The sequence below is a fragment of the Anaeroglomus insulsum genome, assembly GCF_050689095.1.
GTDB lineage: Bacteria > Planctomycetota > Phycisphaerae > Sedimentisphaerales > Anaerohalosphaeraceae > Anaeroglomus > Anaeroglomus insulsum.
This window is the reverse complement of sequence record NZ_JBOGCL010000003.1, coordinates 229881-252886: the sequence shown is the minus strand read 5'-3', so window position 1 is coordinate 252886 and position 23006 is coordinate 229881. Positions and strand designations below refer to the sequence as shown.

General features: G+C 53.4%; 24 protein-coding genes. 10 read left to right on the top strand and 14 right to left on the bottom strand.

The window, feature by feature from the left end; all coding sequences use genetic code 11:
• Positions 1-145 precede the first annotated feature (145 nt).
• From ACQ9LF_RS04665 to recO, 8 genes are read left to right on the top strand one after another with little or no spacing between them, the layout of a single operon-like run.
• Positions 146-1420 carry an adenylosuccinate synthase gene (locus ACQ9LF_RS04665; protein WP_462488210.1) on the top strand — a complete coding sequence of 425 codons (1275 nt, stop codon included), beginning with the start codon at positions 146-148 and terminating at the stop codon, positions 1418-1420.
• A gap of 5 nt (positions 1421-1425) precedes the next feature.
• A complete protein-coding gene (locus tag ACQ9LF_RS04660) occupies positions 1426-2202 on the top strand; it encodes an isoprenyl transferase (protein WP_462488209.1) in 777 nt (258 codons plus the stop codon).
• A 45-nt stretch (positions 2203-2247) separates the two neighbouring features.
• Positions 2248-3084 (top strand): phosphatidate cytidylyltransferase, encoded by an 837-nt coding sequence (locus tag ACQ9LF_RS04655; protein WP_462488208.1) that lies wholly within the window; start codon positions 2248-2250, stop codon positions 3082-3084.
• 9 nt (positions 3085-3093) lie between these two features.
• Positions 3094-4038: a PhoH family protein gene (locus tag ACQ9LF_RS04650; protein ID WP_462488207.1), complete on the top strand. Its 945-nt coding sequence runs from the start codon at positions 3094-3096 to the stop codon at positions 4036-4038.
• 11 nt (positions 4039-4049) lie between these two features.
• Positions 4050-5642 carry an HD family phosphohydrolase gene (locus ACQ9LF_RS04645; protein WP_462488206.1) on the top strand — a complete coding sequence of 531 codons (1593 nt, stop codon included), beginning with the start codon at positions 4050-4052 and terminating at the stop codon, positions 5640-5642.
• A complete protein-coding gene (gene ybeY / locus ACQ9LF_RS04640; RefSeq protein WP_462488205.1) occupies positions 5639-6112 on the top strand; it encodes an rRNA maturation RNase YbeY in 474 nt (157 codons plus the stop codon). Before ACQ9LF_RS04645 ends, ybeY begins: the two co-directional genes overlap by 4 nt.
• A gap of 6 nt (positions 6113-6118) precedes the next feature.
• Positions 6119-7378 (top strand): hemolysin family protein, encoded by a 1260-nt coding sequence (locus ACQ9LF_RS04635; protein ID WP_462488204.1) that lies wholly within the window; start codon positions 6119-6121, stop codon positions 7376-7378.
• Positions 7379-7390: 12 nt separating this feature from the next.
• Positions 7391-8128: a DNA repair protein RecO gene (gene recO / locus ACQ9LF_RS04630; protein WP_462488203.1), complete on the top strand. Its 738-nt coding sequence runs from the start codon at positions 7391-7393 to the stop codon at positions 8126-8128.
• Positions 8129-8130: 2 nt separating this feature from the next.
• Here the strand turns inward: recO and ruvB are convergent, their stop codons facing one another.
• Genes ruvB through hisC form a run of 8 tightly spaced genes read right to left on the bottom strand, consistent with a single transcriptional unit; the run spans position 8131 to position 14272 of the window.
• Positions 8131-9183, bottom strand: coding sequence for a Holliday junction branch migration DNA helicase RuvB (gene ruvB, locus ACQ9LF_RS04625; RefSeq protein ID WP_462488202.1), 1053 nt, complete (start codon positions 9181-9183; stop codon positions 8131-8133).
• Between the two features lie 32 nt (positions 9184-9215).
• Positions 9216-9845: a Holliday junction branch migration protein RuvA gene (gene ruvA, locus ACQ9LF_RS04620; protein ID WP_462488201.1), complete on the bottom strand. Its 630-nt coding sequence runs from the start codon at positions 9843-9845 to the stop codon at positions 9216-9218.
• On the bottom strand, positions 9842-10321 hold the full coding sequence (locus ACQ9LF_RS04615) for a crossover junction endodeoxyribonuclease RuvC (RefSeq protein WP_462488200.1): 480 nt from the start codon (positions 10319-10321) through the stop codon (positions 9842-9844). Before ACQ9LF_RS04615 ends, ruvA begins: the two co-directional genes overlap by 4 nt.
• 36 nt (positions 10322-10357) lie before the next feature.
• The gene (cysS, locus tag ACQ9LF_RS04610) at positions 10358-11839 is read right to left on the bottom strand and encodes a cysteine--tRNA ligase (RefSeq protein ID WP_462488199.1); all 1482 of its coding nucleotides are present in this window, start codon (positions 11837-11839) and stop codon (positions 10358-10360) included.
• A gap of 44 nt (positions 11840-11883) precedes the next feature.
• Complete coding sequence (ispF, locus tag ACQ9LF_RS04605; protein ID WP_462488198.1) at positions 11884-12384, bottom strand: 2-C-methyl-D-erythritol 2,4-cyclodiphosphate synthase; 501 nt, start codon at positions 12382-12384, stop codon at positions 11884-11886.
• Positions 12381-12962 (bottom strand): imidazoleglycerol-phosphate dehydratase HisB, encoded by a 582-nt coding sequence (hisB, locus tag ACQ9LF_RS04600; RefSeq protein ID WP_462488197.1) that lies wholly within the window; start codon positions 12960-12962, stop codon positions 12381-12383. Before hisB ends, ispF begins: the two co-directional genes overlap by 4 nt.
• 59 nt (positions 12963-13021) lie before the next feature.
• Positions 13022-13201 (bottom strand): hypothetical protein, encoded by a 180-nt coding sequence (locus ACQ9LF_RS04595; RefSeq protein WP_462488196.1) that lies wholly within the window; start codon positions 13199-13201, stop codon positions 13022-13024.
• Between the two features lie 27 nt (positions 13202-13228).
• Positions 13229-14272 (bottom strand): histidinol-phosphate transaminase, encoded by a 1044-nt coding sequence (gene hisC, locus ACQ9LF_RS04590; protein WP_462488195.1) that lies wholly within the window; start codon positions 14270-14272, stop codon positions 13229-13231.
• A 284-nt stretch (positions 14273-14556) separates the two neighbouring features.
• Between hisC and ACQ9LF_RS04585 the strand changes: the two genes are divergently transcribed.
• Positions 14557-15345: a tetratricopeptide repeat protein gene (locus tag ACQ9LF_RS04585; protein WP_462488194.1), complete on the top strand. Its 789-nt coding sequence runs from the start codon at positions 14557-14559 to the stop codon at positions 15343-15345.
• Positions 15346-15379: 34 nt separating this feature from the next.
• Here the strand turns inward: ACQ9LF_RS04585 and accD are convergent, their stop codons facing one another.
• The 4 genes from accD to gap form a co-directional block, all read right to left on the bottom strand.
• Positions 15380-16225, bottom strand: a complete 846-nt coding sequence (accD, locus tag ACQ9LF_RS04580) for an acetyl-CoA carboxylase, carboxyltransferase subunit beta (RefSeq protein WP_462488193.1) — start codon at positions 16223-16225, stop codon at positions 15380-15382.
• A 17-nt stretch (positions 16226-16242) separates the two neighbouring features.
• Positions 16243-16926, bottom strand: coding sequence for a ribulose-phosphate 3-epimerase (gene rpe / locus ACQ9LF_RS04575; RefSeq protein ID WP_462488192.1), 684 nt, complete (start codon positions 16924-16926; stop codon positions 16243-16245).
• Positions 16927-17078: 152 nt separating this feature from the next.
• Entirely contained in the window at positions 17079-18317 is a 1239-nt protein-coding gene (locus ACQ9LF_RS04570; protein WP_462488191.1) for a phosphoglycerate kinase, read from the bottom strand.
• Positions 18318-18392: 75 nt separating this feature from the next.
• The gene (gene gap, locus ACQ9LF_RS04565) at positions 18393-19433 is read right to left on the bottom strand and encodes a type I glyceraldehyde-3-phosphate dehydrogenase (protein WP_462488190.1); all 1041 of its coding nucleotides are present in this window, start codon (positions 19431-19433) and stop codon (positions 18393-18395) included.
• A 683-nt stretch (positions 19434-20116) separates the two neighbouring features.
• On the opposite strand from gap, the gene ACQ9LF_RS04560 reads away from it, so the two are divergent.
• Positions 20117-20527 carry an Hsp20/alpha crystallin family protein gene (locus ACQ9LF_RS04560; protein ID WP_462488189.1) on the top strand — a complete coding sequence of 137 codons (411 nt, stop codon included), beginning with the start codon at positions 20117-20119 and terminating at the stop codon, positions 20525-20527.
• A gap of 180 nt (positions 20528-20707) precedes the next feature.
• Here the strand turns inward: ACQ9LF_RS04560 and ACQ9LF_RS04555 are convergent, their stop codons facing one another.
• Complete coding sequence (locus ACQ9LF_RS04555) at positions 20708-21895, bottom strand: multidrug effflux MFS transporter (protein WP_462488188.1); 1188 nt, start codon at positions 21893-21895, stop codon at positions 20708-20710.
• Positions 21892-22845, bottom strand: coding sequence for a bile acid:sodium symporter family protein (locus tag ACQ9LF_RS04550; RefSeq protein ID WP_462488187.1), 954 nt, complete (start codon positions 22843-22845; stop codon positions 21892-21894). Before ACQ9LF_RS04550 ends, ACQ9LF_RS04555 begins: the two co-directional genes overlap by 4 nt.
• Between the last annotated feature and the right edge of the window lie 161 nt (positions 22846-23006).

The following is a 23006-nucleotide window of genomic DNA, read 5'->3' as shown; positions in this document are numbered from 1 at the left end:
GTGCGTACTCACGGGGTAACGTTACCCCACGCAGCCGCGATGAGAATGCCTGTCGCTGGAAGCCGGCGGCTGAAAGCAGTTTAGTCGCGACGAACCGGGAAACTTCAAGTAGGAACAGTATAGATAAGGACAGACTGGATAGACAATGAATTTCTGTGTAGTAGGACTTCAGTGGGGAGACGAAGGCAAGGGTAAGGTGGTTGATATCCTTGCCGAGAATGCGGATATTGTGGTACGTTACGGCGGAGGGGCCAATGCGGGCCATACCGTCATCATTGGCGAGACCAAATTTGCCCTGCACCTGATGCCTTCGGGGGCGGTGCGGCCCAATACGACCTGTGTCATCGCCAACGGCGTGGTGGTGGATCCGGCGGTGCTCCTGGAGGAAATCGCAGGGCTTGAGGCGAAAGCTCTGAGCCTGAAAGGCCGACTGTGGATCAGTGCCTGTGCCCATGTGGTACTGGATTATCATAAACTGGAAGACCGTCTGCGGGAAGAAGCTCTGGGGGCCGGAAAAATCGGCACCACGGCCCGCGGCATCGGCCCCTGCTATGCCGACAAGACGGGACGAAGTTTTGCCGTGCGGATGGGGGATTTGCTGGATATGCCCACCCTGAAACACAAGCTTGAGCATATTGTTGCGTACAAAAATAAACTGTTTTCGGCATTGTACAACGCGGCACCGATTTCCTGCGACGAGATTTATCAGAAATGCCTGGACTACAGCACGAAACTCGGGCCTTATATTTGCAATACGACCGAATTGCTGCACAAAGCCCTGGATGAAAAGAAAACCATTCTGTTTGAAGGTGCTCAGGGGTCACTGCTGGATATCGATCATGGCACGTTCCCCTTTGTAACCAGTTCCAATGCCAGCGCACTGGGGCTGGGTCCAGGCTGCGGTGTACCGCCGCAGCAGATTCAGCGATTTATCGGTGTGGTGAAGGCTTATACCACTCGTGTCGGCAGCGGGCCATTTCCGTCCGAGCAGGACAACGCCATCGGCCAGCGTATTCGTGACAAAGGTCATGAATACGGTACCACCACCGGGCGGCCTCGCCGCTGCGGCTGGTTCGACGCGGTTGCGGTACGGTATTCGGCGGCCATCAGCGGGATTACCGAAATCGCCATGATGCATCTGGATACCCTGGCGGGGATTGAAGAACTGAAAATCTGTGATGCCTATGAGATTGACGGCAAGACGACCGACTTTTTTCCGGCGGATTCCAATCAATTAGCCAGGGCGAAGTGCGTCTATCAGACGGTGCCGGGCTGGAAGGAGGATTTAAGCGGCATCAGTCGCTTTGAAGACCTGCCCCAGACAGCACAGAATTACGTCAAAACGGTTGAGAACATTATCCGGGTGCCGATCAAGATGATCGGCGTCGGCCCACGACGGACCCAGGTTATCTATCGGTAAACACTGTGAATCACGACTTTCAAAGCAAAAAAGAACGCGCTGCCAAACGCCTCGGGCTGGAGCCTGCAGGAATTCCACGTCATATCGCCATCATCATGGACGGAAACGGGCGCTGGGCTACCGAGCGTAATCTGCCGCGTTTTCGCGGGCATGAACAGGGCGCCAAAGTAGTGCAAACCATCGCCCAATATTGTGTGGATAATGGGGTGGAGTATCTGACACTGTATTCGTTTAGTATGCAGAACTGGAAACGTCCCAAAGAAGAGGTCGATTTCCTGATGCATCTTTATGTGATTTATCTGGAAGCAATCCGCCCTCAGTTGATGGAAAATAATACCCGGCTGATTCATCTGGGCCGGCGCGATATGCTGCCTCAGAGGGTTCTGGATGCGCTTGATGAAACGATGCGAATCACCGGCACGAACACCGGCCTGACCATCGGGCTGGCACTGAACTATGCCTCACAGACCGAGATTGCAGATGCTGCCGCAAGTCTGGCCCGGGAATGCCTGGCGGGACAATTGAAGCCTGAAGCCATCGATGAAAAGGTGTTTGCCGGACATCTTTATACGGCGGGCTGGCCGGAAGTGGATTTGTGTATTCGGACCAGCGGTGAGATGCGTATCAGCAATTTTCTGCTGTGGCAGATGGCCTATTCGGAATTTTATGTTACCCCGACCTACTGGCCGGATTTTACCGATGAGCTGATGGATAAAGCGATCATTGATTATTCCCGGCGCAGCCGGCGATTCGGCGACATCAAGCCCGCCAAGACTCTGTAGCCCCTCACTGCCATGCTGAAATACCGTCTTATTTTTGGAACATTGATGACCGGCCTGTTTGTCGGGCTGATTCTGTTGGATGCCTGGCTGGATGGCTCCTGGCAGGCGATCGGCTCGCCAGCGCCGGTTCAGGCGACCATTTTATGCGGATTGCTCGCTCTGATTGCCATTCCGGCCCAGCTTGAACTGGGCCAATTAGCTCAACAAAATGGAGCCGTGATATTTACGCCGATCGCCCTGCCGGCGACGATATTGATGGCCTTGACATTTTACCTGAAACAATTTGAAATATTTTCTACCCATATTTATACCTATTATATACTCCTTTTGCTTTCCGCAGTGGTCTTGCTCAGTTTCCTGACCCAGGGGGTCCGTTTTGGGGTCCAGGGAGTACTAAAAAATTGCTCGGCAACCGTGTTTTCGGTCCTCTATCTGGGGTTATTGTGCAGCTTTGTGCCGGCGATCCGCATTCGCTATGGGGTGTGGGCATTCCTGATGTTCATTTTTACCGTAAAGTGTTCTGACATAGGGGCTTACACTTCAGGCAGACTGTTTGGCAAGCACAAAATGGCACCCTCGATTTCGCCGGGCAAGACCTGGGAGGGTCTGGGGGGGGCAATTGTGTTTGCTGCGGCAACAGGCTTCTGTTTTTCGTATTTTTGTGGTATAATGTCATCCTGGGCTGGGCTTTTGTTTGGGTCCCTTTTTGCCGTTCTTGGGCAAATGGGCGATTTGGCTGAATCGATGCTCAAACGAGATGCCACGGTCAAAGATTCCGCAAGCCTGATACCGGGCTTCGGTGGAGTTCTGGACGTGATCGATTCACCGCTGGCGACCGCACCGGCGGCGTTCGTTTATTTCTGGTTATGCTGCGGCATCTAAGGATTCAGGTTGGAAATACATATAGAATTGGAATCGCAGGCACAACGGCTTGAATTGTTCGGGCCGGCGGATATTCATTTGCGTCTGCTGAAAAATAATCTCAATATCCAAATCACTGCCCGCAACGGCAGCATCATCCTGACCGGGGAGCCGGAGAATGTCCGTCGTGCTGCGGAAATTATCGACCGGATGCAGAAACAGATTCTGCAGCGCAGACAGCTGAATGAAAACGATGTCCGGGAATTCCTGGCGCATTCGATTATGACCAAGGCCCGGGCTGAACGCAACGATGTCATCGAAGTGTATTCCCACAAAGGGATTATCGAGCCTTTTACCGCCGGGCAATACCGTTATATTGAAACGATGCTGAAAAACGATATGACCTTCTGCATCGGACCTGCCGGGACGGGCAAGACGTATCTTGCGGTGGCCGTGGCAGTGTCGATGCTCAAGAAAAAACAAATCCGCAAGATCGTTCTGGCTCGCCCTGCGGTCGAAGCGGGGGAACGGCTCGGGTTTCTGCCCGGCGATTTGCAGGCCAAGGTCAATCCGTATCTGCGTCCCCTGTTTGACAGTCTGGAAGACATGATGGAATTCGGCCAGATGCGCAAATTCATGGAAATGGATATTATCGAGGTGATTCCGCTGGCTTTTATGCGGGGCCGCACACTCAATGAGGCGGTCGTGATCTGCGACGAAGCTCAGAACACCACGCCCTCTCAGATGCTGATGTTTCTGACCCGGCTGGGCCGCGGCTCCAAGATGATCATCACCGGCGATACCACCCAGACTGATCTGGAAAAAGGGCAGATCAGCGGCCTGCTTGATGCCACCAGAAAATTGCAGGGTGTTTCGGGAATCGGATTTGTGGAACTGGAACGGGCCGACATTGTACGTCATCATCTGGTACATCGTATTGTCCAGGCCTATGACCAGACCAAAAAAGACTCTTAACAGGCCAAGACGTGTTTTTTCTGAAGAAAAAAATCAGCGCCAGGCGACAGCAGGTTCGCAATACGATAGCGGCCGAGCGTCTCGGACGGTTCAGTGCCTTTGTCAATGGACCCTATCCGGCCGCGATCGGGGTTTTGCTGCTGTTTATGGCGGGATCAGTCTATCTGCTTGGACTGGACACCAAAGACAAGACCGTGTTCACGGTGTTGTTCTCGAGTTTTAAGCCTGTGGGGGAACTGGCGGCACTGGCAGTCATTGTTGTATTGATCTGTCTGGCAGCGGCGGTTTATATCAAGCACTATCAGCCCCGCATCATCGGACGCAAATCCCGCTGTCTGAACCTGGCGATTCTGCTGTGGCTGCTGCTGGCGCTGACGCGCATCGGGTCGATGTATCCGGAATGGGAATATCTGGCCACGGGCACGGTTATCACCGCAGCCATGATTATGACCATCGTCTATAATCAGCGTTTTGCGATGGGCATCAGTCTGTTTTATTCCATTCTGGCCTGTTTTGCCGTGGGACGGATTGCGACCGTGGAATTGTTTTTAACGATGATGTCCGGTGCCACCGTCTGCTGTTTCAGCCTTCGGGAAATCCGCACCCGCATGAAACTGGTCCAGGTGTCTGCGACGGCGGCCTTGATTGTCTTTATTATCGCCGCCGCCATGCAGACCATTCAGGTTCCTCTTGAGGAGATGATCAAGGAGCGAACCACTGGCGAGATTTTGCGGAAAATACTAAAACCCGCCTTTTCGGCTGCCGCAGTGACAATTGCGGTGGGAGTCGTCATTCAGGCCTTTTTGCCGGTGATCGAGCGGGTGTTTAAAATTGCAACCAGCATGACGCTGATGGAATACAGTGATGCCAACCAGCCGCTGCTGAAAAAACTGGCGATGGAAGCGCCGGGGACTTTCAGTCATTGTCTGCTGATCGGGTCGATGGCAGAACATGCTGCCGAGGCCATCGGCGCCAACGGTCTGCTGTGCCGGGTGGGGTCCTATTATCATGATATCGGCAAAATCAACAAGCCCGGCTATTTCGTCGAAAACCAGATCGGTTCGGTCAGCCGGCATGAACAGCTTTCGCCGGCCATGAGCCAACTGGTCATCGTCGGCCATGTCAAAGACGGGATTGAAATCGCCCGCGAATACGGGCTGCCGTCGGTTTTGCGGCAATTTATCGAAAGTCATCACGGCACAACGCTGATGGAATATTTCTATAACGAAGCCAAAAAACGTCAGGATGAAAAGATGTCGCCGGTGTCCGAGGCTGAATTCCGCTACCCCGGTCCCAAGCCCCGGACGCGGGAATCGGCGATTGTGATGCTGGCAGATGCAGCAGAAAGTGCCTGTCGCAGTATGACTGAGCCCACGCCGACGAAGATTGAATCGCTGGTGCATGCGATTGCGATGAAACGACTGCAGGACGGACAGTTCGACGAGTGCGATCTGACGTTGAAAGAGCTCAGCCGAATCGAAGCGGCCCTGGCTAAATCACTGGCAGCTCATCATCACAGCAGGGTCGCCTATCCCAAATCAAACGGCTCCGAGGAGGGTATGCCTCGCCCCGCAGCGGTGACAGGCATTCCGCAGGTACAATGAAAACACAACGCACATCCATTTCAGTACAACTGGACTGTCGGGTTCCCTGTTCGGACTTCAATCCGGCCCGCTTCCGACGGCTGGCCCGAGAGGTATGCAGGCGTTTTGGTGCCGTCCCGGCCCGGGTTTCGGTCAGCATTGTGGACGACGAACAGATTCAATTGCTGCACAAACGGTTTTTTCATACGGCTAAAACCACCGATGTCATCAGCTTTGACTTGACGGATGAGGCGGATTCTATCCGTGATTTTGACATTATTATCAATATTGAGCAGGCCCGCCGCCAGGCTGAGCAACGCAACCATTCGACGGAGGCGGAGCTGTCTTTATATCTGGTCCATGGTCTGCTGCACCAGCTGGGATTTGATGATCTTCAACCCGATCAGGCACGTCGGATGCATCAGGAGGAAGACCGTATCCTGCAGGATGCCGGATATGGCAAGGTCTATGATTCGCCAAGGAAAGGATAAACCATCGTGGACAATACAACACTGACGATTGTTTTAATCAGTCTGCTGACGATGCTGTCGCTGTTTTTTTCGCTGCATTCGCTGGCGTTGCGCGGGATGAGCAAGGTCAAGCTGCACGATGCGTTTCGTGCAGCGGGGAAGGAGGCCCATTTCGAGCGGTTTTATCAGCAAAGCGAGGCGATCAATCTGACCTGTGGTTTTTTCCGGCTGCTGGCCAATACCGGCATCATCCTGGGTCTGACGCATCTGTTTGCTGACCGCCATTATCTGGTCACGCTGATTGTCAGCATGGTGCTGATCGAGACCTTTGCACTGGCAATTCCTCATTCCTGGTCCAAGCACGCAGGCAAATCCATTTTGCCGCGGACATACCCCTTGATGGCCTTTATCCTGATCCTGATGAAGCCGATTCTGCAGATTTTTGTCTGGCATGATCGCCTGGTACGGCGACTGGCGGGGGCACCGGATCGGCCTACCGATGAAATCATGGAAGAACAGCTGCTCAGTGCCGTCGAACAGGGAAAACTCGAAGGCGTCGTGGACGATGAAGAGATGGACATGATTGAAAATGTCCTGGAACTGGACGAAACGACTGCCGAACAGATTATGACACCGCGGACCGACCTGATTGCCCTGCCTTCCAATACGGATTTGCCCACGCTTGTCAAAACCATTTCACGCGCAGGACACTCCCGGATTCCGATTTACGAAGGGACCATCGACAATATCGTCGGGGTGTTGTATGTCCGGGATCTGCTATCGGAAATCGGCAGCAACCCGAGTGACTTCAATCTTCGCAAGAAAATGCGTTCCGTCTATTTTGTGCCGGAGACCAAACCGCTGCGTGATCTGCTGCATGAATTCAAAAAACAGAAACTGCATATCGCAGTGGTCCTGGATGAATACGGCGGCACAGCAGGCATCGTCACCATCGAAGACATTCTTGAACAGCTTGTCGGAGATATCGAGGATGAGTACGATACCGACCAGACCGAAGCCTTCAAGACCATCAGCGACACGATTACCGAGGTCGATGCGCGGATGTATATCGATGATGTCAATAGTCAGCTGCATATCGCCCTGCCGGACGAGGAAGACTATGACACCCTGGGAGGCTTTGTCTTTTCGCATCTGGGCTTCATTCCCAAGACGGGACAGACGTTTGATTATCAGGGACTGCGTTTCACCATTACTGCCGCCGAGCCGCGAAGTGTGCGCCGCGTGCGCATTGAAAAACTCCCCCCTCAGGCTCAGGACAAAACATAAGGAGACCCGGCCATGCTTGAAAAAGATCAGGCCATCTGTCTGCGGGCCGTCAATTATTCCGATACCTCGCAGGTGGTAACCCTGTTGACCCGCGAGCACGGTAAAATTGCCTGTATGGCCAAAGGCTCCAAACGCCCGAAATCGGCCATGGACGGAGCCATTGAGCCTTTTTCATTCGGACCGGCGGTATTTTCAGCTCCCAAAGAAGACGGCCTGACCACCCTGAGTGAATTCTCCCAGCAATTGCGGTTTCGTCCGCTGCGGCAGAATCTGTTTGCCCTGAACTGCGGGCTGCTGGCGGCGGAATTGATCGAGTCGCTAACCGATATGAACGATCCGCATCCACAGCTGTTTGATGCCTTTTTGCATTTTCTGGATTTGGTGCAGAGCGTTTCACAGACTGCGGCTCAATTGGCACATATGATCGCCTTTGAAATGACTCTGCTGCAGGAAATCGGCATCAGCCCGGTGACAGACCGCTGTGCCAATTGTTCAGATGCATTCGGCAGCCGATGGAAATACGCCTATTTTTCCAGCGAAGCCAAGGGCTTACTTTGTCCGGGATGTGAAAATGCGTTTGTGGAAAAAATCCGGCTGGATATTCATGCCGCTGCAGCATTATTCGAACCGCAGCGGCTTTGCAAAACATCCGAGGCACTGCTGCGTCAGATCCAGAATGCCCTGCTGCATCATTTCGCGCAACTGCTTCATCGCCCGCCCAGGCTGGCCCCGTGGTTTTTGTCCTCATGACCTTACTGCTGTTCAAATAATTCCGGCTGGGTGGATGATGTGTCTTTTTTCGATTGCGGCATGGCCAGCCCCAGGTGGTCGCAGGCGGCACGGGTGATTTCCCGTCCGCGTCTGGTTCGACGGACAAAACCAATCTGCAGCAGATACGGCTCAACGACATCTTCCAGCGTGTCGCGTTCTTCACCGAGCGTGGCTGCAATGGCCTCAATTCCGGCCGGCCCGCCGTCATAGACCTGAATCAGTGCCTTCATAAAGGCCCGATCCAGATCGTCGAGTCCCAGATGGTCTATTCGCTCCATCGCCAGTGAATTATCGACAATATCCTGCGTCAATTTGCCGGTCCCTTTGACCTGGGCATAATCCCGCACCCGTTTGAGCAGGCGGTTGGCAATTCGCGGCGTCCCCCGGCTGCGGGCGGCAATCCGCTCAAGCGTGCCATCCTCGAACGCCAGTTCCAGGAGTTTGGCCGACCGCCGCAGAATCGACGTCAATTGATCAATCGAGTAAAACTCCAGATGATACAGCATCCCGAACCGACTGCGCAGGGGAGCGCTGAGCAACCCCGCCCGCGTTGTCGCCCCGATGAGCGTAAATCGCTTCAAGGGAAAATTGATCGTCTTGGCATGCAGACCGCTATCGACGGTAAAATCGACCTTGAAATCCTCCATCGCCGGATAGATGAATTCTTCCACGGGAGCACTGAGCCGATGAATCTCATCGATAAACAGGATGTCCCCGGTGTTGATATTGCTCAACAGCCCCATCACATCACCCTGCTTGGTCAGCGATGGGCCGGAGGAAACACGGATGGCCGCGTTCATCTCGTTGGCAATGACATTGGCCAGCGTGGTTTTGCCCAGACCCGGCGGGCCGTAAAACAGAATATGCTCCAGCGGCTCACCTCGCTGCCGGGCTGCCGCAATGGCAATCGACAGCTTTTCCACAACATTGCTCTGTCCGACAATTTCCGTCAGCCGTTTGGGACGCAAGGCGGTATTGAACTGCTCTTCCCGGTCTCCACCGCTGTTGGCACTGATAACACGATCTATCGCCATGCTGTTCTCTGCAAAATACTGTTGGCCATTATTTATACCTCAATCCCCTGTTTGACCCGGTAGACCAGCGGGACCAACTGCTCGGCGGTCTTGACCTCCGGATGCCGTCGGCAGGTCAGCTCAATGAGTTCCATGGCCTCGGCCCGTTTTTCACCCCAGGCGATCAAAATCTCCAGTGCCTCGGTCTGGAATGTCGCAAATGCCGCGGAGGGACGGCCTTCGGCCTGGGCCTCGACGGCAAACGCGGTCAATTTGCCTTTTAGCTCGGCAATCATCATCTGGGCCATCTTTTTGCCCACGCCGGGCAGTGTAGCCAGCATCTTCTCGTCGCCGGATTCAATCGCGGCGGCAATCCGTTCAATCGGCATCGCCAGGGACTTCAATCCCTTCTTGATGCCCATGCCCTTGACGCTGGTATAGACATCGAAGAAATCCCGGTCTTCTTTCGTCAGAAACCCCACCATCCGCGGCACGAGATTCCCTCCGCCCAGGGTGCCTTCGTAATACTCCATCGTGCACAGCGTCACCGTTGAGCCGACCTGGCCGCTGAGGCGACTGACCGCATAGCCGGGCAGCATCAGCTCATAGCACACCGCCCCGACCTGAACCCAGCAGGAGTCTTCATCCAAACTTATCAACTTGCCTTCAATTTGTACGATCATATTAATTTCTTTTCATTAATACAGCACAGGGCCGCGGCGATGGCATCTGCGACATCAGCAGGTTCGGGCAGGGCCGCCAACCCCAGGACCGACTGGATCGCCCGCTGCATCTGAAGTTTCCCCGCGTGGCCGTTTCCGGTCAGCGATTTTTTAATCCGTGTGGCTGAAAAACTTTGTACCTGGGCCTCCCTTGCACCGGCCTGCTGGAGCAGGACACCACGGGCATGGCCCATCAAAATCGCCGTGCGCGGATGCTGATAATGCGAATACAACTGCTCGACGGCCACGATGGCCGGCCGGTATTTTTCCAGGACTGTCTGCATATCTTCAGCAAGCTGACAGAGCCGCTGTTCCAGGCGTTTTTTACCGTCAGTGCGGAACACCCCCGCTTCCAGCAAGGTCGTCCGCAACAACTCCGCCTTGATGACCGCATAGCCGCACACCTGCAAACCGGGGTCAATTCCTACGACAATCATACATTGAGACCACCTTTGGAGTCCAGGGACCCAAATTTATTTCCGTCGCCAGGTGGTTACGCCGCCGGGCTTGTCTTCCAGAATGATGCCGCGGGCTTCGAGGTCTTTGCGAATCGCATCGGATGTCGCAAAGTCTTTATTCTTTCGGGCTTCCATCCGCTTTTGTATCATCTGGCCAATCAAGAAATCCAGCAGGTCGTTATCCGCCCCTGCCGCCTGCGGATATTGGGCCGGCACAATTCCCAGCACATCCCCGCCCAGACGACGGAACTGGTCGTCCACGGCCTTGAGTGTCGCGGCAGCGACCTTCGGGTTTTCCTGCAGGCGATTGCTGATTTTGACCATCTCAAACAATACCGATATGGCAATGGCCGTATTAAAATCGTCGTTCATCGCGTCTTCAAACTTTGATTTTGCCGCATCCAGCTCCGCCAGCACAGAGGCATCGGCATCTCCGGCCGGGGCGGAATTCATTTTATTGCGAAGTCCCTGCACGGCCGCGGCAATCCGGTCATAACCACTCTGGGCTGCCGACAGTGCCGCATCCGAGAAATCAATCGTCATCCGGTAATGACTGTTCAAAATCAACTGTCGCACCGCCAGCGGCTCATACGCCCGGCTCAGGGCGGGGTGCTGACCCGTAAACAACTGGTCCAGCGTAATAAAATTGCCCAGGCTCTTGCCCATCTTCTGGCCATTGACCGTTACCATATTATTGTGCAGCCAGTATTTGACAAAGGGCACGCCGTTGGCCGCCTCGGACTGGGCGATTTCGCATTCATGATGGGGGAACTGATTTTCCAGTCCGCCGCCGTGAATATCGATGGTGGCACCAAGGTATTTCATGCTCATTACCGAGCATTCCAGATGCCAGCCGGGATAACCTTTTCCCCAGGGACTGTTCCACTGCATGATATGATTGGGTTCGGCCTTCTTCCAGAGGGCAAAATCCGCAGCGTTGCGTTTTTCCTGATTGATCTCAATGCGTGCCCCCGCCTGCATTTGCTCGAGATTGCGGCCGGACAGCTTGCCGTAGCCGGGCCACCTGGTCACATCAAAATAGACCGAGCCGTTGACTTCATACGCGACACCTTTGTCAATCAAGGTCTGGACCAGCTCAATCTGTTCGGGAATATGTCCGGTGGCACGAGGGCTGATATCGGGCCGCAGACAATTGAGCTTATCCATATCGCGAAAATACATCCACGTGTAATATTCCGCAATCGCCATTGGATGTTTGGCTTCTTTTCGGGCCTGCTTGGCAATCTTGTCTTCCCCCGCATCGGCATCGTCGGTCAGATGGCCCACATCGGTGATATTCTGTACATACGTCACCGCGTAGCCCAGATACCGCAGCCAGCGGGCGATGACGTCAAAGCTGACATAACTTTTGCCGTGCCCCAGGTGCGGCGGGCCATACACCGTCGGGCCGCAGACATACATCCCCACCTTACCCGGGGTGAGCGGCACAAATGCTTCGGTCTTTCGCGTCAACGTATTATATACCTGCAATCCCATACTGTTCTTATCCCACTTGAACCCGTAAATCCATCACGGCGATTTTATTTGACTTTTCGTCGGAGCATCGTAATCGCCGTCGCAGCAATCGCCCGGCATTCTCCGACAGCATCCAGGCCCTCGTTGGTCTTGGCCTTGATGTTGACATTGGCAAAATCCATCTCCAGCAGTTCGGCAATGCGGCGCTTCATCTGACCGCGATACGGCCCGAGTTTGGGCAACTGGGCATGGACAATCAAATCCACATTCACGATTTCCCAACCCTGCTGGCTGACCTTCCGGACGACCTGCTTGAGCAGTTCGGCACTGTCGGCGTCTTTCCACTGCGGGTCGGTATCCGGAAACATCATCCCGATATCCCCCAGCCCCGCCGCACCCAGAATTGCATCCGTCACGGCATGCAGTACGGCATCGCCGTCGCTGTGGCCCAGCAGCCCCAGCTCAAACGGAATCTCGATACCGCCCAACACCAGTTTTCGCTCCGGGACCAGCCGATGAATGTCGGTCCCAATCCCACTGCGATAGTCATACTGAGGCTGAATCACAGAATCCCTTTCGTACTCGGAATGTCCTGGCCGACGACTTTGACCGCTGCGGCGAGGGACTGGCCCAGGGCCTTGAAAATGGCTTCGGCGATATGGTGGCTGTTGGTGCCATAGGGCACATCCACATGCAGGTTGAATTTGCCCGCCGTGGAAAAGGCCCGCAGAAATTCTTCCACACACTCCACATCAAAATCGCCAATTTTGTGTGTATGATACGTCACCCGATACACCAGATAAGGCCTGCCGGACAAATCCACCGTCACCTGGGCCTTGGCGTCTTCCATCGGCACGACACTGTCACCAAACCGCACAATGCCTTTTTTGTCGCCCAGTGCATCGCACAGGGCCTGTCCCAGACAGATTGCCACATCTTCGACGGTATGATGTGCATCCACGTGCAGGTCGCCTTTGGCCCGCAGGGTCAAATCCATCTTGCCGTGCTTGGCCAGATGGCTGAGCATATGGTCAAAAAAACCAATCCCCGTATCAACCTGATACTGGCCCCTGCCGTCGAGATTCAGGTTCAGGGCAATATCCGTCTCGGTTGTTTTACGTTCTATTTTGGCATTTCTATTCATTGTCATCGTTCCAATTTATCTGAACGGTCAGCCGTTGCCGTCATCAATCATACACGTCCCTATTCGGCGATACCACGGAACATCGTTTCAACATCCGCACGTGCGGCAGCAGAGGTCATTTTATCGAGTGCTTGCCAACCCTTTTGGGGACTTGCCTTGACCTGCGATTCCAACAGGGCCGGCCCAGCCGTGCAACCAAAACAAACCAGCCAAAACGCCACCCCGACTAGAATACGCACAGGCCATCCCCTCAGGCTGCTCATGGATTACTCCCTGCTCAGAATCTCCCTGAGTGCTCCCAGCAATTGATCGTTTTGCTCCGGTGTACCAATCGTAATCCGCAATTTATCTTCCAGGCCGGGCAGCTTGAAATACCGCACGTAGATATCCCGCTCGGCCAGCAGCTTGAATACCTTTTCCGCCGGCGCCTGAATCGACTGAGCCAGGACAAAATTGGTCGCACTATCCGGCACAGCAAATTCCAGCTTCCGCAATTCTCCAATTACCCGCGCCCGCTCTGCGATCACTTTGGCAACACAATCCTTGTGGTAAGCCTGATCCCGCAGGGCCGCGGCGGCGGCAGTAATCGCAACCGCATCCATATTGTACGAATCCTTGACCTTGACCAGCCCTTCAATCAGAGCCGGCTGAGCAAATCCAAGCCCGGCCCGCATTCCGGCCAGCGAATAGCCCTTGCTCATCGACCGCAACACGATGACATTGGCAAAATCCCGCACCAGCCGCAGGCAATTGTCTTGTGCAAAATCCACATACGCCTCATCGACCAGCAAAATACCTTCCAGCCGGCTGGCCAGTTCGGCAATCTTATCCACCGCTGTAAAATCGCAGGTCGGGGCATTTGGGTTGCAGATGATGGTAAATGGGGCATTAATGCGAGCCAGTTCCTCCAGACTATCTTTATTCCGGTCAATCTGGATCGCCCGGCAATCCTGCAGCTTAGCCAGCACCGGATACAACGAATAGGTCGGCTCGGCCCATGCCGCCGGGCGGTCCGCATCGCAGAACGCCCGAAAGGCATAATTGAGCAACTCGTCACCCCCGTTGACACAGAGGATATGGTCCTCCGGCAGGTCAAAGACCTCAGATGCCGCCTGGCGAAAGGCCCCGCCCATGGGGTCGGGGTAGCGTCGGAGCTGAAAATCGCTGATTCCCCGAATGGCCTCAAGTACTTTGGGGGACGGGGGATATGGATTTTCGTTGGTGTTGAGTTTGACTGCATCCGGATTTTTCGGCTGAAAACCCGGCGTGTAGCCTTCCATCTTCTCGATTGTCTCTCTAAAATATCCCATATTCTATATCCATTTAAACCTCTGAATTATACGCAAAAAACACAGAAAAATAAACCTTTGATTTCCCAGATTTTTCGCAGATTAAAAGCAGGTCTCCCTGTCGCCTGAAACCTTGCCAACAGGTCAAACAAATCGGCATATTGTCGATTCGGGTTGACAAAAGCGGCCGGAAACGGGTATAGTTTCTATTATTGTAGGGGCAAGATGTGTAAAATGAAGGGGTTGCTGTTCTAAAATGGTTCAGCAGCAATTCCGATTTATTCATTTGGATGAAGGAGTATTTTATGGACACTGCATTAGCATCACGGAAAATTCCGGTTTGGGTGAAACTCTGTGAGTGGATTGGTCTGGCATGTCTGGGGCAGTTTTTGATCGTTGCGATTATCGGCGTTCTCCGCGGGTATTCGGTTCAAAGTCATACTCCATTGTATGTGATGCTGGGCGGATCCATCCTAATGATGATTGGACATGTAGTAAGAAACTTTTCGTTTAGTGAAGAAATACCCCAGATGACATGGAAGCAGGTTCTATTTTCTTACTGGACGTTCTATCTCGTTTTCTTTTGCTTTTGGGTCAACATCATGCCGGGGCTCACGCAGGGCCGCTATCGGAACCAGGGGGATGAATTTTACAAGCAGAAAAACTATCCGGCCGCGATTGCCCTGTATCAAAAAGAAGTGGATGCCTGGTATCTGCGGCTGCGGTATAATTCTCACGAGGATAACTGTCTATTTGGGATTGCCCAGTCGTATTGTCAATTGGAGAATTTTGAACAAGCTCGTCAAACGTATCAGCGGCTGTATAAAATGGCCCGAGGTTATTACAAAGAGCGAAGCCAAACCGAACTGGCTGAACTGGACAGCGAGCTGAAAAATATCGCCGAACTGGAAAAACAACTGGCCGATGCGGCGGATGATAATCAAAAAGCCCAAATCCTGTTTGACATGGCATTTGCCTATCGCAGGATTGAATGCAGCCAAAAAGCAAACGAGCTATGCGCCCTAATCCAGACGCTGAACACCACCGAAATCTGGAAACAAACAGCCCAAAAACTCGCCACCACTTGCCTTTAGAAATAAACTGAATCGCGGCAGGTCAGGCTCAGGCTTACTTGCCGCAATAATCTATCAGGCGGGCGATTTCGCTGCGCAAATCGTGCCGCTTGACAATCATATCGATAAATCCATGTTCCAGAAGAAATTCCGAACGCTGGAAGCCTTCGGGAAGCTCGATTTTAATGGTCTGCTGAATCACCCGCGGCCCGGCAAAGCCAATCAGGGCATTGGGTTCGGCAATGATAATATCCCCCAGCATCGCAAAGCTGGCCGCCACGCCGCCGGTGGTCGGGTCGCTGAGCAGTGAAATATACAGACCGCCCTTTTCATCCAGCCGGGCCAGTGCGGCACTGGTTTTGGCCATCTGCGACAGCGAGACCAGCCCTTCGTGCATTCGCGCCCCGCCCGAACACGATACCACGACAAACGGGAGGCCTTCTTCAATGGCGATATCCACCCCGCGGCAGAATTTCTCGCCGACGACCATGCCCATCGAGCCGCCCAGAAAATTAAAATCCATCACCGCCAGCACCACCCCGCGGCCTTTGATAAAGGTCTTGCCCACCAGGATCGCCTCATGTGTGGCGGTTTTGGACGGATCAAACCCGATGCGGTCTTTATAGGATTTATCGCCCCAGGTAAAGCCCAGCGGGTCGCTGCTGCCCAGGTTGGCTCCAATCTCTTCAAAGGTTCCCTCGTCGGCAAGCTGGCGTACCCGGGTCGGTCCATCCACACGGAAATGACAGCCGCAATCCGGACACACGTTGAGATTTTCCTCCACGGTCTTGCGGTACAGCATCTGCTGACAGGAGGAGCAGGCCATCCAGAGGCCGGCCGGCATCTCTTTACGCGGTTTCAGTGAAAATCCATTCCACCCTGCTTTTTTATTTTTTGCCATACTCGTTTTACTATGAACTATGATTTTCTATTTACTGCGCTTAGCAGTGAGTTCATCGCTGCCGCACGGTCGGGCTGTCCAAAAATGGCGTTGCCCGCCACAAACGTATCAGCGCCGTAATCGCGTGCCTTGACAATCGTATCGGCATAAATGCCGCCATCGACTTCAATTCGCACATTCGGCCCGACAACCTCCCGCACACGCCGGCATTTCTGAGCCGCCTCGTCCATGAATGCCTGTGCTCCGAAGCCGGGATTGACCGTCATCACCAGCACCATATCGCATAGCGGGGCGACTTTTTCAATCGCCCTGACCTCGGTCGCCGGGTTCAGCGTGATGCCAACCTGGGCACCCAGGCCGCGAAGGGTCTTAACAAACTCTTCGGGCTGCTTGACGGTTTCAATATGAAACGTAATCAAATCCGCACCCGCCTTGATAAAGGCCTCGGCATAACGCTGGGGCTCGCTAATCATCAGGTGCGTATCGAGAAAAGCATCGGTACACTTGCGAATCCACTTGACCACAACCGGCCCCAGTGTGATATTGGGCACAAAATGGCCGTCCATCACATCCAGATGCACCATCTTTGCCCCGGCCTGTGTGACCTGGGCAATCTCGGAGGCCAGATTTGCAAAGTCTGCACTCAGGATCGACGGGGACAGCTCATAGGTTCCGGGCTTTGGTAATTTTCTTGTGTCCATGACTGCTGGTTTTGCTACACCCTGCGGATATAAAAATCACCCAGCGAGAAACCATGAAGCCCATGAAGACCATCAAGGTTACGGCTTCATGTTCTTCACGCTCTTCATGGTTTTATCACGCTGTACAATCCGCACCACGGGAGGCGGGATGATTACTTCTCATCCAGAATGTCGATGGCTTTGAACTTCTTGCCTTCCATGAACTCCAGGCTGGCACCGCCGCCGGTGGAGACATGCGTCACCTTATCCGACAGCTTCATCTTTTTGATGGCACTGGCACTGTCGCCGCCGCCGATGACGCTTTTGGCTCCCCTGCTGGTTGCATCCGCAACCGCCTGAGCGACAGCCTTGGTGCCTTCATCAAACGGCTTCATTTCGAACACACCCATCGGGCCGTTCCAGACGACGGTTTTGGCATCGGCCAGCTTTTCAACAAACAGCTTGCGCGTCGCAGGACCGATGTCCATCCCCTGCCATTCATCCGGAATATCGCCGGAAACAACTGTGTTTTCAGCGTTTTCCTTGAATTCTTTGGCAATCACAGTATCAACCGGCAACACCAGTTCGCATCCAGCAGCCTTGGCCTTGCCATATAATTCCTTGGCTGATTCGATGAAATCATCTTCACACAGACTCTTGCCGACCTTTTTGCCATTGGCCTTGAAGAAGGTATAGGCCATGGCCCCGCCAATGAGAATACGATCCACTTTGTTCAGCAGGTTTTCAATCACGGCCAGCTTATCGGACACCTTGGCACCACCGAGAATCGCCACGAACGGCCGTACCGGATGATTGATGGTGTCGCCGAGGAACTTCAGTTCTTTTTCGACCAGGAACCCAACGACTTTGGGTTTGTTGCCCATCATCTGCGGCACCGTCAGCATTGAGGCGTTATCGCGGTGAGCCGTACCAAAGGCATCGTCCACATAGACATCGCCCAGCTCGGCAAGCTGTCTGGCAAAATCATCCTTTTCCTTGCGGAGTGCCGGATCGTCCTTGGCCTTTTTATCCTTAATCTCTTCGGCCTTATAAAAGCGAACATTTTCCAGCAGCATCACCTCGCCATCCTTGAGCGCCATCGCCTTGGCCTTGACATCCGGCCCAATGCAATCCTCGGCAAAAATAACGGGCTTGCCCAGAAGCTCCGACAGACGCTTGGCCACCGGCTTCATCGTAAACTCGAGTTTCTTTTCACCATCGGGCCGACCCAGATGGCTCATTAATATCACCCGGCCGCCCTTTTCAATAATCGTCTTGATTGTCGGCAGCGCCATGACAATGCGATTGTCCGAGGTAATGTTTCCCTGGGCATCGATGGGCACATTGAAATCCACCCGCATCAGGACACGTTTTCCTTTGACATCAATATCTGCAACAGTTTTCTTTGCCATATTTGTCTTTCCTATCAATCAGTAATCCGTAATAAAAAAAAGCCTGTCATTCAACAGGCTTTCTTAACCCTTTTTTTATTTTGCCATCTTCTTGAGCAGGTCAACCGTACGATTGGAATATCCCCACTCGTTGTCATACCAGCTGACCAGTTTGAAGAAATTCTTGTTCAGTTCAACGGCAGAACCGGCATCGAAGATCGACGAACGGGCATCATGAATGAAATCGCTGGATACCACTTCGTCTTCGGTATAGCCGAGAATCCCGTTCAGATAGGTTTCGCTGGCCTTTTTCATCGCCGCTTTGATCTCGGCCAGCGAAGTGTCTTTGACAGTCCTGAACGTCAGGTCCACCACCGACACCGTCGGAACCGGAACACGGAATGCCATGCCGGTCAGTTTGCCTTTGACTTCGGGCAAAACCAGCCCAACGGCCTTGGCGGCACCGGTAGTCGAAGGAATAATGTTCTGAGCTGCGGTACGGCCGCCTTTCCAGTCCTTTTTGGACGGACCATCAACAGTCTTCTGAGTGGCGGTATAGGCGTGAACGGTGGTCATCAGACCTTCAGCCAGGCCAAAGCCTTCTTTGAGCAGCACGTGCACAACCGGAGCCAGGCAGTTGGTGGTGCAGGAGGCATTGGATACGATATGGTGCTTGGAACCATCATATTTGTCATCATTGACGCCCATCACGATGGTGATGTCTTCACCTTTGGCCGGTGCGGTAATCAGGACTTTCTTGGCGCCGGCATCGATATGGCCTTTAGCCTTTTCCGCCGCAGTGAACAGGCCGGTGGATTCAATCACCAGCTGTACACCCAGTTTGGCCCAGGGCAGCTCGGCCGGAGTCTTGGCACTGACGACAAGAATGTCTTTGCCGTTAACCACCAGCACATCGTCGGCCTCTTTATCGGGCGTGGACTTCTTGGAGCTGACGGTACCATTGAATTTACCCTGTACGGAATCATACTTCAACAGATAAGCCAGATTGTCAGCCGGAACAATATCACCCACCGCTACCACGTCAAACTGGGTGCCCAGCAATCCCTGCTCGACCAGAGCACGGAAAACAAGCCGGCCAATACGGCCAAAACCGTTAATCGCAATCTTTGTCGCCATAAAATGTCTCCTTTAATATAGAGGTTTCAGTTTATCAGTATCACCAGACCATCAGGTTTTGGTTTTATCAGAATTTTGTTTTTAACTTTGGCATCAAGGCGTACTCTCTCCGCCGTTGCTGTGCTCAAAGAGTCCACAATGTAAGGATAATCCGCCGCGTTGTCAAGAATCTTTCACTGGGGAATTCATAATAAACGACATATATAGATATCCCCTGTACAGTACAAGGTATATACACCAGAGCGAATACCGACACGTGGGTGTCCCCCCCCCCTGGTCGTTCCTGTTAACATCGCCAGTAGGCCCTTCTGAGCCGCCACGACAGAGCATTTGTCATTATATGCTTTTCTAATTGCGACTCATCTTTGTCGCTTTGCCAGTCGATACCTCGTATCCGGGCCCGTTTCAGGGTGTCAAATTGGCAGGATAAAAACCTCCCTGGAACACTGCCGCGTTTTTTAAGTCATTGACAGACAGAGTCTTACAGACACTCATAGTGCCTGGCACGCCATTTGTATTTAGTCTGGTGTGGCTTAAACTAAGCCGAACCGTTTGATTAACCCTAATCAAAGAAAGGTAGGTGGATTATGGTATTAGGTAATTTGATACCTTTCAAAAAAGCAAACCGAACAATTCAGGTCCGACCCTCTGATGAATTGTCACTGACAGGACTCCAGAGACGTATGAACCGGCTGTTCGAGGATTTCTTTAGTGACTGGGGATTCGAACCGTCCGGCGGATTGAGTCTGTCTGAGCAGGACTACGTCCCGGCTGTGGATGTGGCTGAAACCGATAAGGACATTACGGTCACTGCCGAACTGCCGGGAATGGATCAAAAAGACATCGAGGTGACGCTCAACGAAGACGTGCTGACAATTCGGGGGGAAAAGAAACAGGAAAAGGAGCACAAAGATGCTCGCTGCTACCATCGGGAATGCAGCTATGGTGCTTTTGTCCGATCGATCCAATTGCCCAGCCAGGTCAATCAGGATCAGGTCAAAGCCAGTTTCAAGAAAGGGGTTTTGAAAATCCAGATGCCCAAGCTGGAATCGGAGACCTCAAAGAGCAAAAAAATCACGATTCAGGGAGATTAATTGCCTTGGCAGAGCAAAAGAGGCACAATCTCCTCTATCAAAAAGGCCTGTTAAGACAACAGGCCTTTTTGATTTCATCGATAGCGTCAGCGAAACGATACCATGGAGGTTTGCCACCCAAGTCGAATCGTTTCGACTTGTGTTTCAAACAGCGGAACTCTCCGTCCCATGGGGTGAAATTCAGGCTGAGGATTTTACGCGATATGTTCGCCGGATGAGTAACGGCCACAACATCAGCACAACCACCGGCACCACAAAAGCAAGCACCCCGAACACCAGAATTGGCCTGCTCCAGCCCGCCGTGGTAATCGCCATAGAGATTGCCCCGACCAGAAACTGATAAAACACAATAAACGATGACGCCGAGCCGATGTCTGTCTGAACCTGCTCCAGAATCAGGTGATTGCTCAGCGGCCGGCTGATACCCAGGCAATAGGAAATCCCCGCCATAAACACCGCAAAATAAAGATAATGCAGCGAGCCCAGCAGCAGCATTCCCAGTCCGCAGGCCGCATAACCAAACAGCGACGCTGTAATCAGTCGCACATCGGAAATAGATCGCGTCAGGCGAGTGCAGGTAAACGCCCCCAGCATCGACACCATCGCGTTAAGACCAAAAAACAGACTGAACATCTGCTCCGACAGCCCGAAAATCGAGATATACACCATCGAGGAAAACCCCAGATACCCGAAAAACGGCCCCGCCAGAAGCCCCATCGCGTTATTGCACAGCAGATAATTCGTATTGCCCAGCAGCTTGAGATACCGCCCCAGAAGCTTATAAAACGGCTCGGAAAGCGGCGAACGCAGGGTCTCATCAAACACCACTGCCAGCGACAGCGTCCCCAGCGTCAGTATCCCTTGCACCACAAAGATCGCCCGCCAGTGCACATATTTGAGCAGCATCGCCCCGATCATCGGAGCCAGCATCGGCGTAATCGACAGGATAATACTGATATACGCCAGGACATGTTTTCGACGATCGCCCTCGTAGCGGTCGCGGCAGATTGCCATGCACATCGACCCGGGCGCCGCGGCACTGGCCCCCTGCAGCATCCGAAACAGAATCAGCTGCACGACATTACCCGCCGAGGCACACAGAAAACTGGACAGCGTAAACAGCGACAAGCCCGTCAGCAGCACCGGGCGTCGCCCGTACTTGTCGGAAATCGGACCACACAGCAGCAGACAGATACTGAAGCTGATAAACCACATCACCATCGACAGTCCCACCCGGCTCTGAGACACACTCCACTGTTCGGCGATCAGCGGCATCGCCGCCAGGTACATATCCGTGGACAGCGCCGGCACCGCTGCAATCAGCCCCAGAAAACCCACCAGCCATTTTTCGTTGAGCAGCTTTTTCATCGCGTTGTCCCGGTCTCACCATGGCTGGCATTCTCCCGGCTGCGTTTCCAGAACTCGCACAGGATCGCGGCGGTAAAGATGCACACATACACAAACAGCGCCGTTGGCACCGCCGCACGCGGCCCAAAATTCTGAATCGCCAGAACACTGCCCAGACCCGCATTCTGCATCCCGATTTCAATACTCAGTGTCCGCCGCTGGGGAATGCCGAGCTTGAACAGGGCTCCCAGCAGATAGCCGCTTGTCAGCCCGCCAACGTTCAAAATCACCACCACCAGCAGAATCAAGCAGGTCATCTCCGCAATCCGATCATGATTGGCCGCGATGACCACCGCACAGATAAAAAAGATGAAGGTTACCGAGACTGCCGGAAAGACATCCTTGACCGCTTCGGCAAACCGTCGGAAAAAACGCCGAAACAGGAACCCCGCCGCCAGCGGCACAAGCACTGTCAAAATCAAATCGAAAAACATCTTCCAGAAACTGACCTCCAGTCGGGTCCCCACCAGCAGCTTGGTCAGCCCCGCCGTCATCAGCGGACACAACAGCGTCGATACCGAGGTCAGTGCCACTGAATACGCGGTATCAGCCCCCGAGATATAGCAAATCACATTGCTGGACATCGCTCCCGGTGCACACCCGGCCAGAATCAGCCCTGCCGCCAGCTCATCGGGCAACTGAAACCACTGCGATATCAGATACGCACTGAACGGCATAATCGTATATTGCGCCGCCGTCCCCAGCAGCACCAGCCACGGCTGCCGCACCACCGGCATAAAATCCGCTGGCGTCAGCACCGCCCCGATACCAAACATCGTCAACGCAAAAAAATACAGGTTGTACTTCTGTGCTCCGGCAAACACACCGGGCCAGAAATACGCCGCCACTCCGGCCAGCACAATCCACAACCCGAAGAGCCGACTATAACCTTGCAGTATTTGTCTATACACAACGACGACTTTCTTCTAACACATTTTTAATCTTCATTTTGGACCAGAAAAGCTAAGATTAGTGCCCTTTTTGTGCGAAATCAAGCAAATATCCCACATTCCGCCCTTCCAACGGGAAACCCATTTTAATTTGACTTTAATTGCCCAAATTGTTATAATTA

Excerpts from the sequence above, each read along its gene's own strand:
- ruvA (WP_462488201.1), bottom strand. The coding sequence starts at position 9,845 with ATGATCGTACAAATTGAAGGCAAGTTGATAAGTTTGGATGAAGACTCC.
- gap (WP_462488190.1), bottom strand. The coding sequence starts at position 19,433 with ATGGCGACAAAGATTGCGATTAACGGTTTTGGCCGTATTGGCCGGCTT.
- hisB (WP_462488197.1), bottom strand. The coding sequence starts at position 12,962 with ATGAATAGAAATGCCAAAATAGAACGTAAAACAACCGAGACGGATATT.
- recO (WP_462488203.1), top strand. The coding sequence starts at position 7,391 with ATGCTTGAAAAAGATCAGGCCATCTGTCTGCGGGCCGTCAATTATTCC.
- cysS (WP_462488199.1), bottom strand. The coding sequence starts at position 11,839 with ATGGGATTGCAGGTATATAATACGTTGACGCGAAAGACCGAAGCATTT.
- ACQ9LF_RS04560 (WP_462488189.1), top strand. The coding sequence starts at position 20,117 with ATGAACCGGCTGTTCGAGGATTTCTTTAGTGACTGGGGATTCGAACCG.
- ACQ9LF_RS04615 (WP_462488200.1), bottom strand. The coding sequence starts at position 10,321 with ATGATTGTCGTAGGAATTGACCCCGGTTTGCAGGTGTGCGGCTATGCG.
- rpe (WP_462488192.1), bottom strand. The coding sequence starts at position 16,926 with ATGGACACAAGAAAATTACCAAAGCCCGGAACCTATGAGCTGTCCCCG.
- ACQ9LF_RS04570 (WP_462488191.1), bottom strand. The coding sequence starts at position 18,317 with ATGGCAAAGAAAACTGTTGCAGATATTGATGTCAAAGGAAAACGTGTC.
- ybeY (WP_462488205.1), top strand. The coding sequence starts at position 5,639 with ATGAAAACACAACGCACATCCATTTCAGTACAACTGGACTGTCGGGTT.
- ACQ9LF_RS04665 (WP_462488210.1), top strand. The coding sequence starts at position 146 with ATGAATTTCTGTGTAGTAGGACTTCAGTGGGGAGACGAAGGCAAGGGT.
- ACQ9LF_RS04585 (WP_462488194.1), top strand. The coding sequence starts at position 14,557 with ATGGACACTGCATTAGCATCACGGAAAATTCCGGTTTGGGTGAAACTC.
- ACQ9LF_RS04655 (WP_462488208.1), top strand. The coding sequence starts at position 2,248 with ATGACCGGCCTGTTTGTCGGGCTGATTCTGTTGGATGCCTGGCTGGAT.
- ACQ9LF_RS04555 (WP_462488188.1), bottom strand. The coding sequence starts at position 21,895 with ATGAAAAAGCTGCTCAACGAAAAATGGCTGGTGGGTTTTCTGGGGCTG.
- ruvB (WP_462488202.1), bottom strand. The coding sequence starts at position 9,183 with ATGGCGATAGATCGTGTTATCAGTGCCAACAGCGGTGGAGACCGGGAA.
- accD (WP_462488193.1), bottom strand. The coding sequence starts at position 16,225 with ATGGCAAAAAATAAAAAAGCAGGGTGGAATGGATTTTCACTGAAACCG.
- hisC (WP_462488195.1), bottom strand. The coding sequence starts at position 14,272 with ATGGGATATTTTAGAGAGACAATCGAGAAGATGGAAGGCTACACGCCG.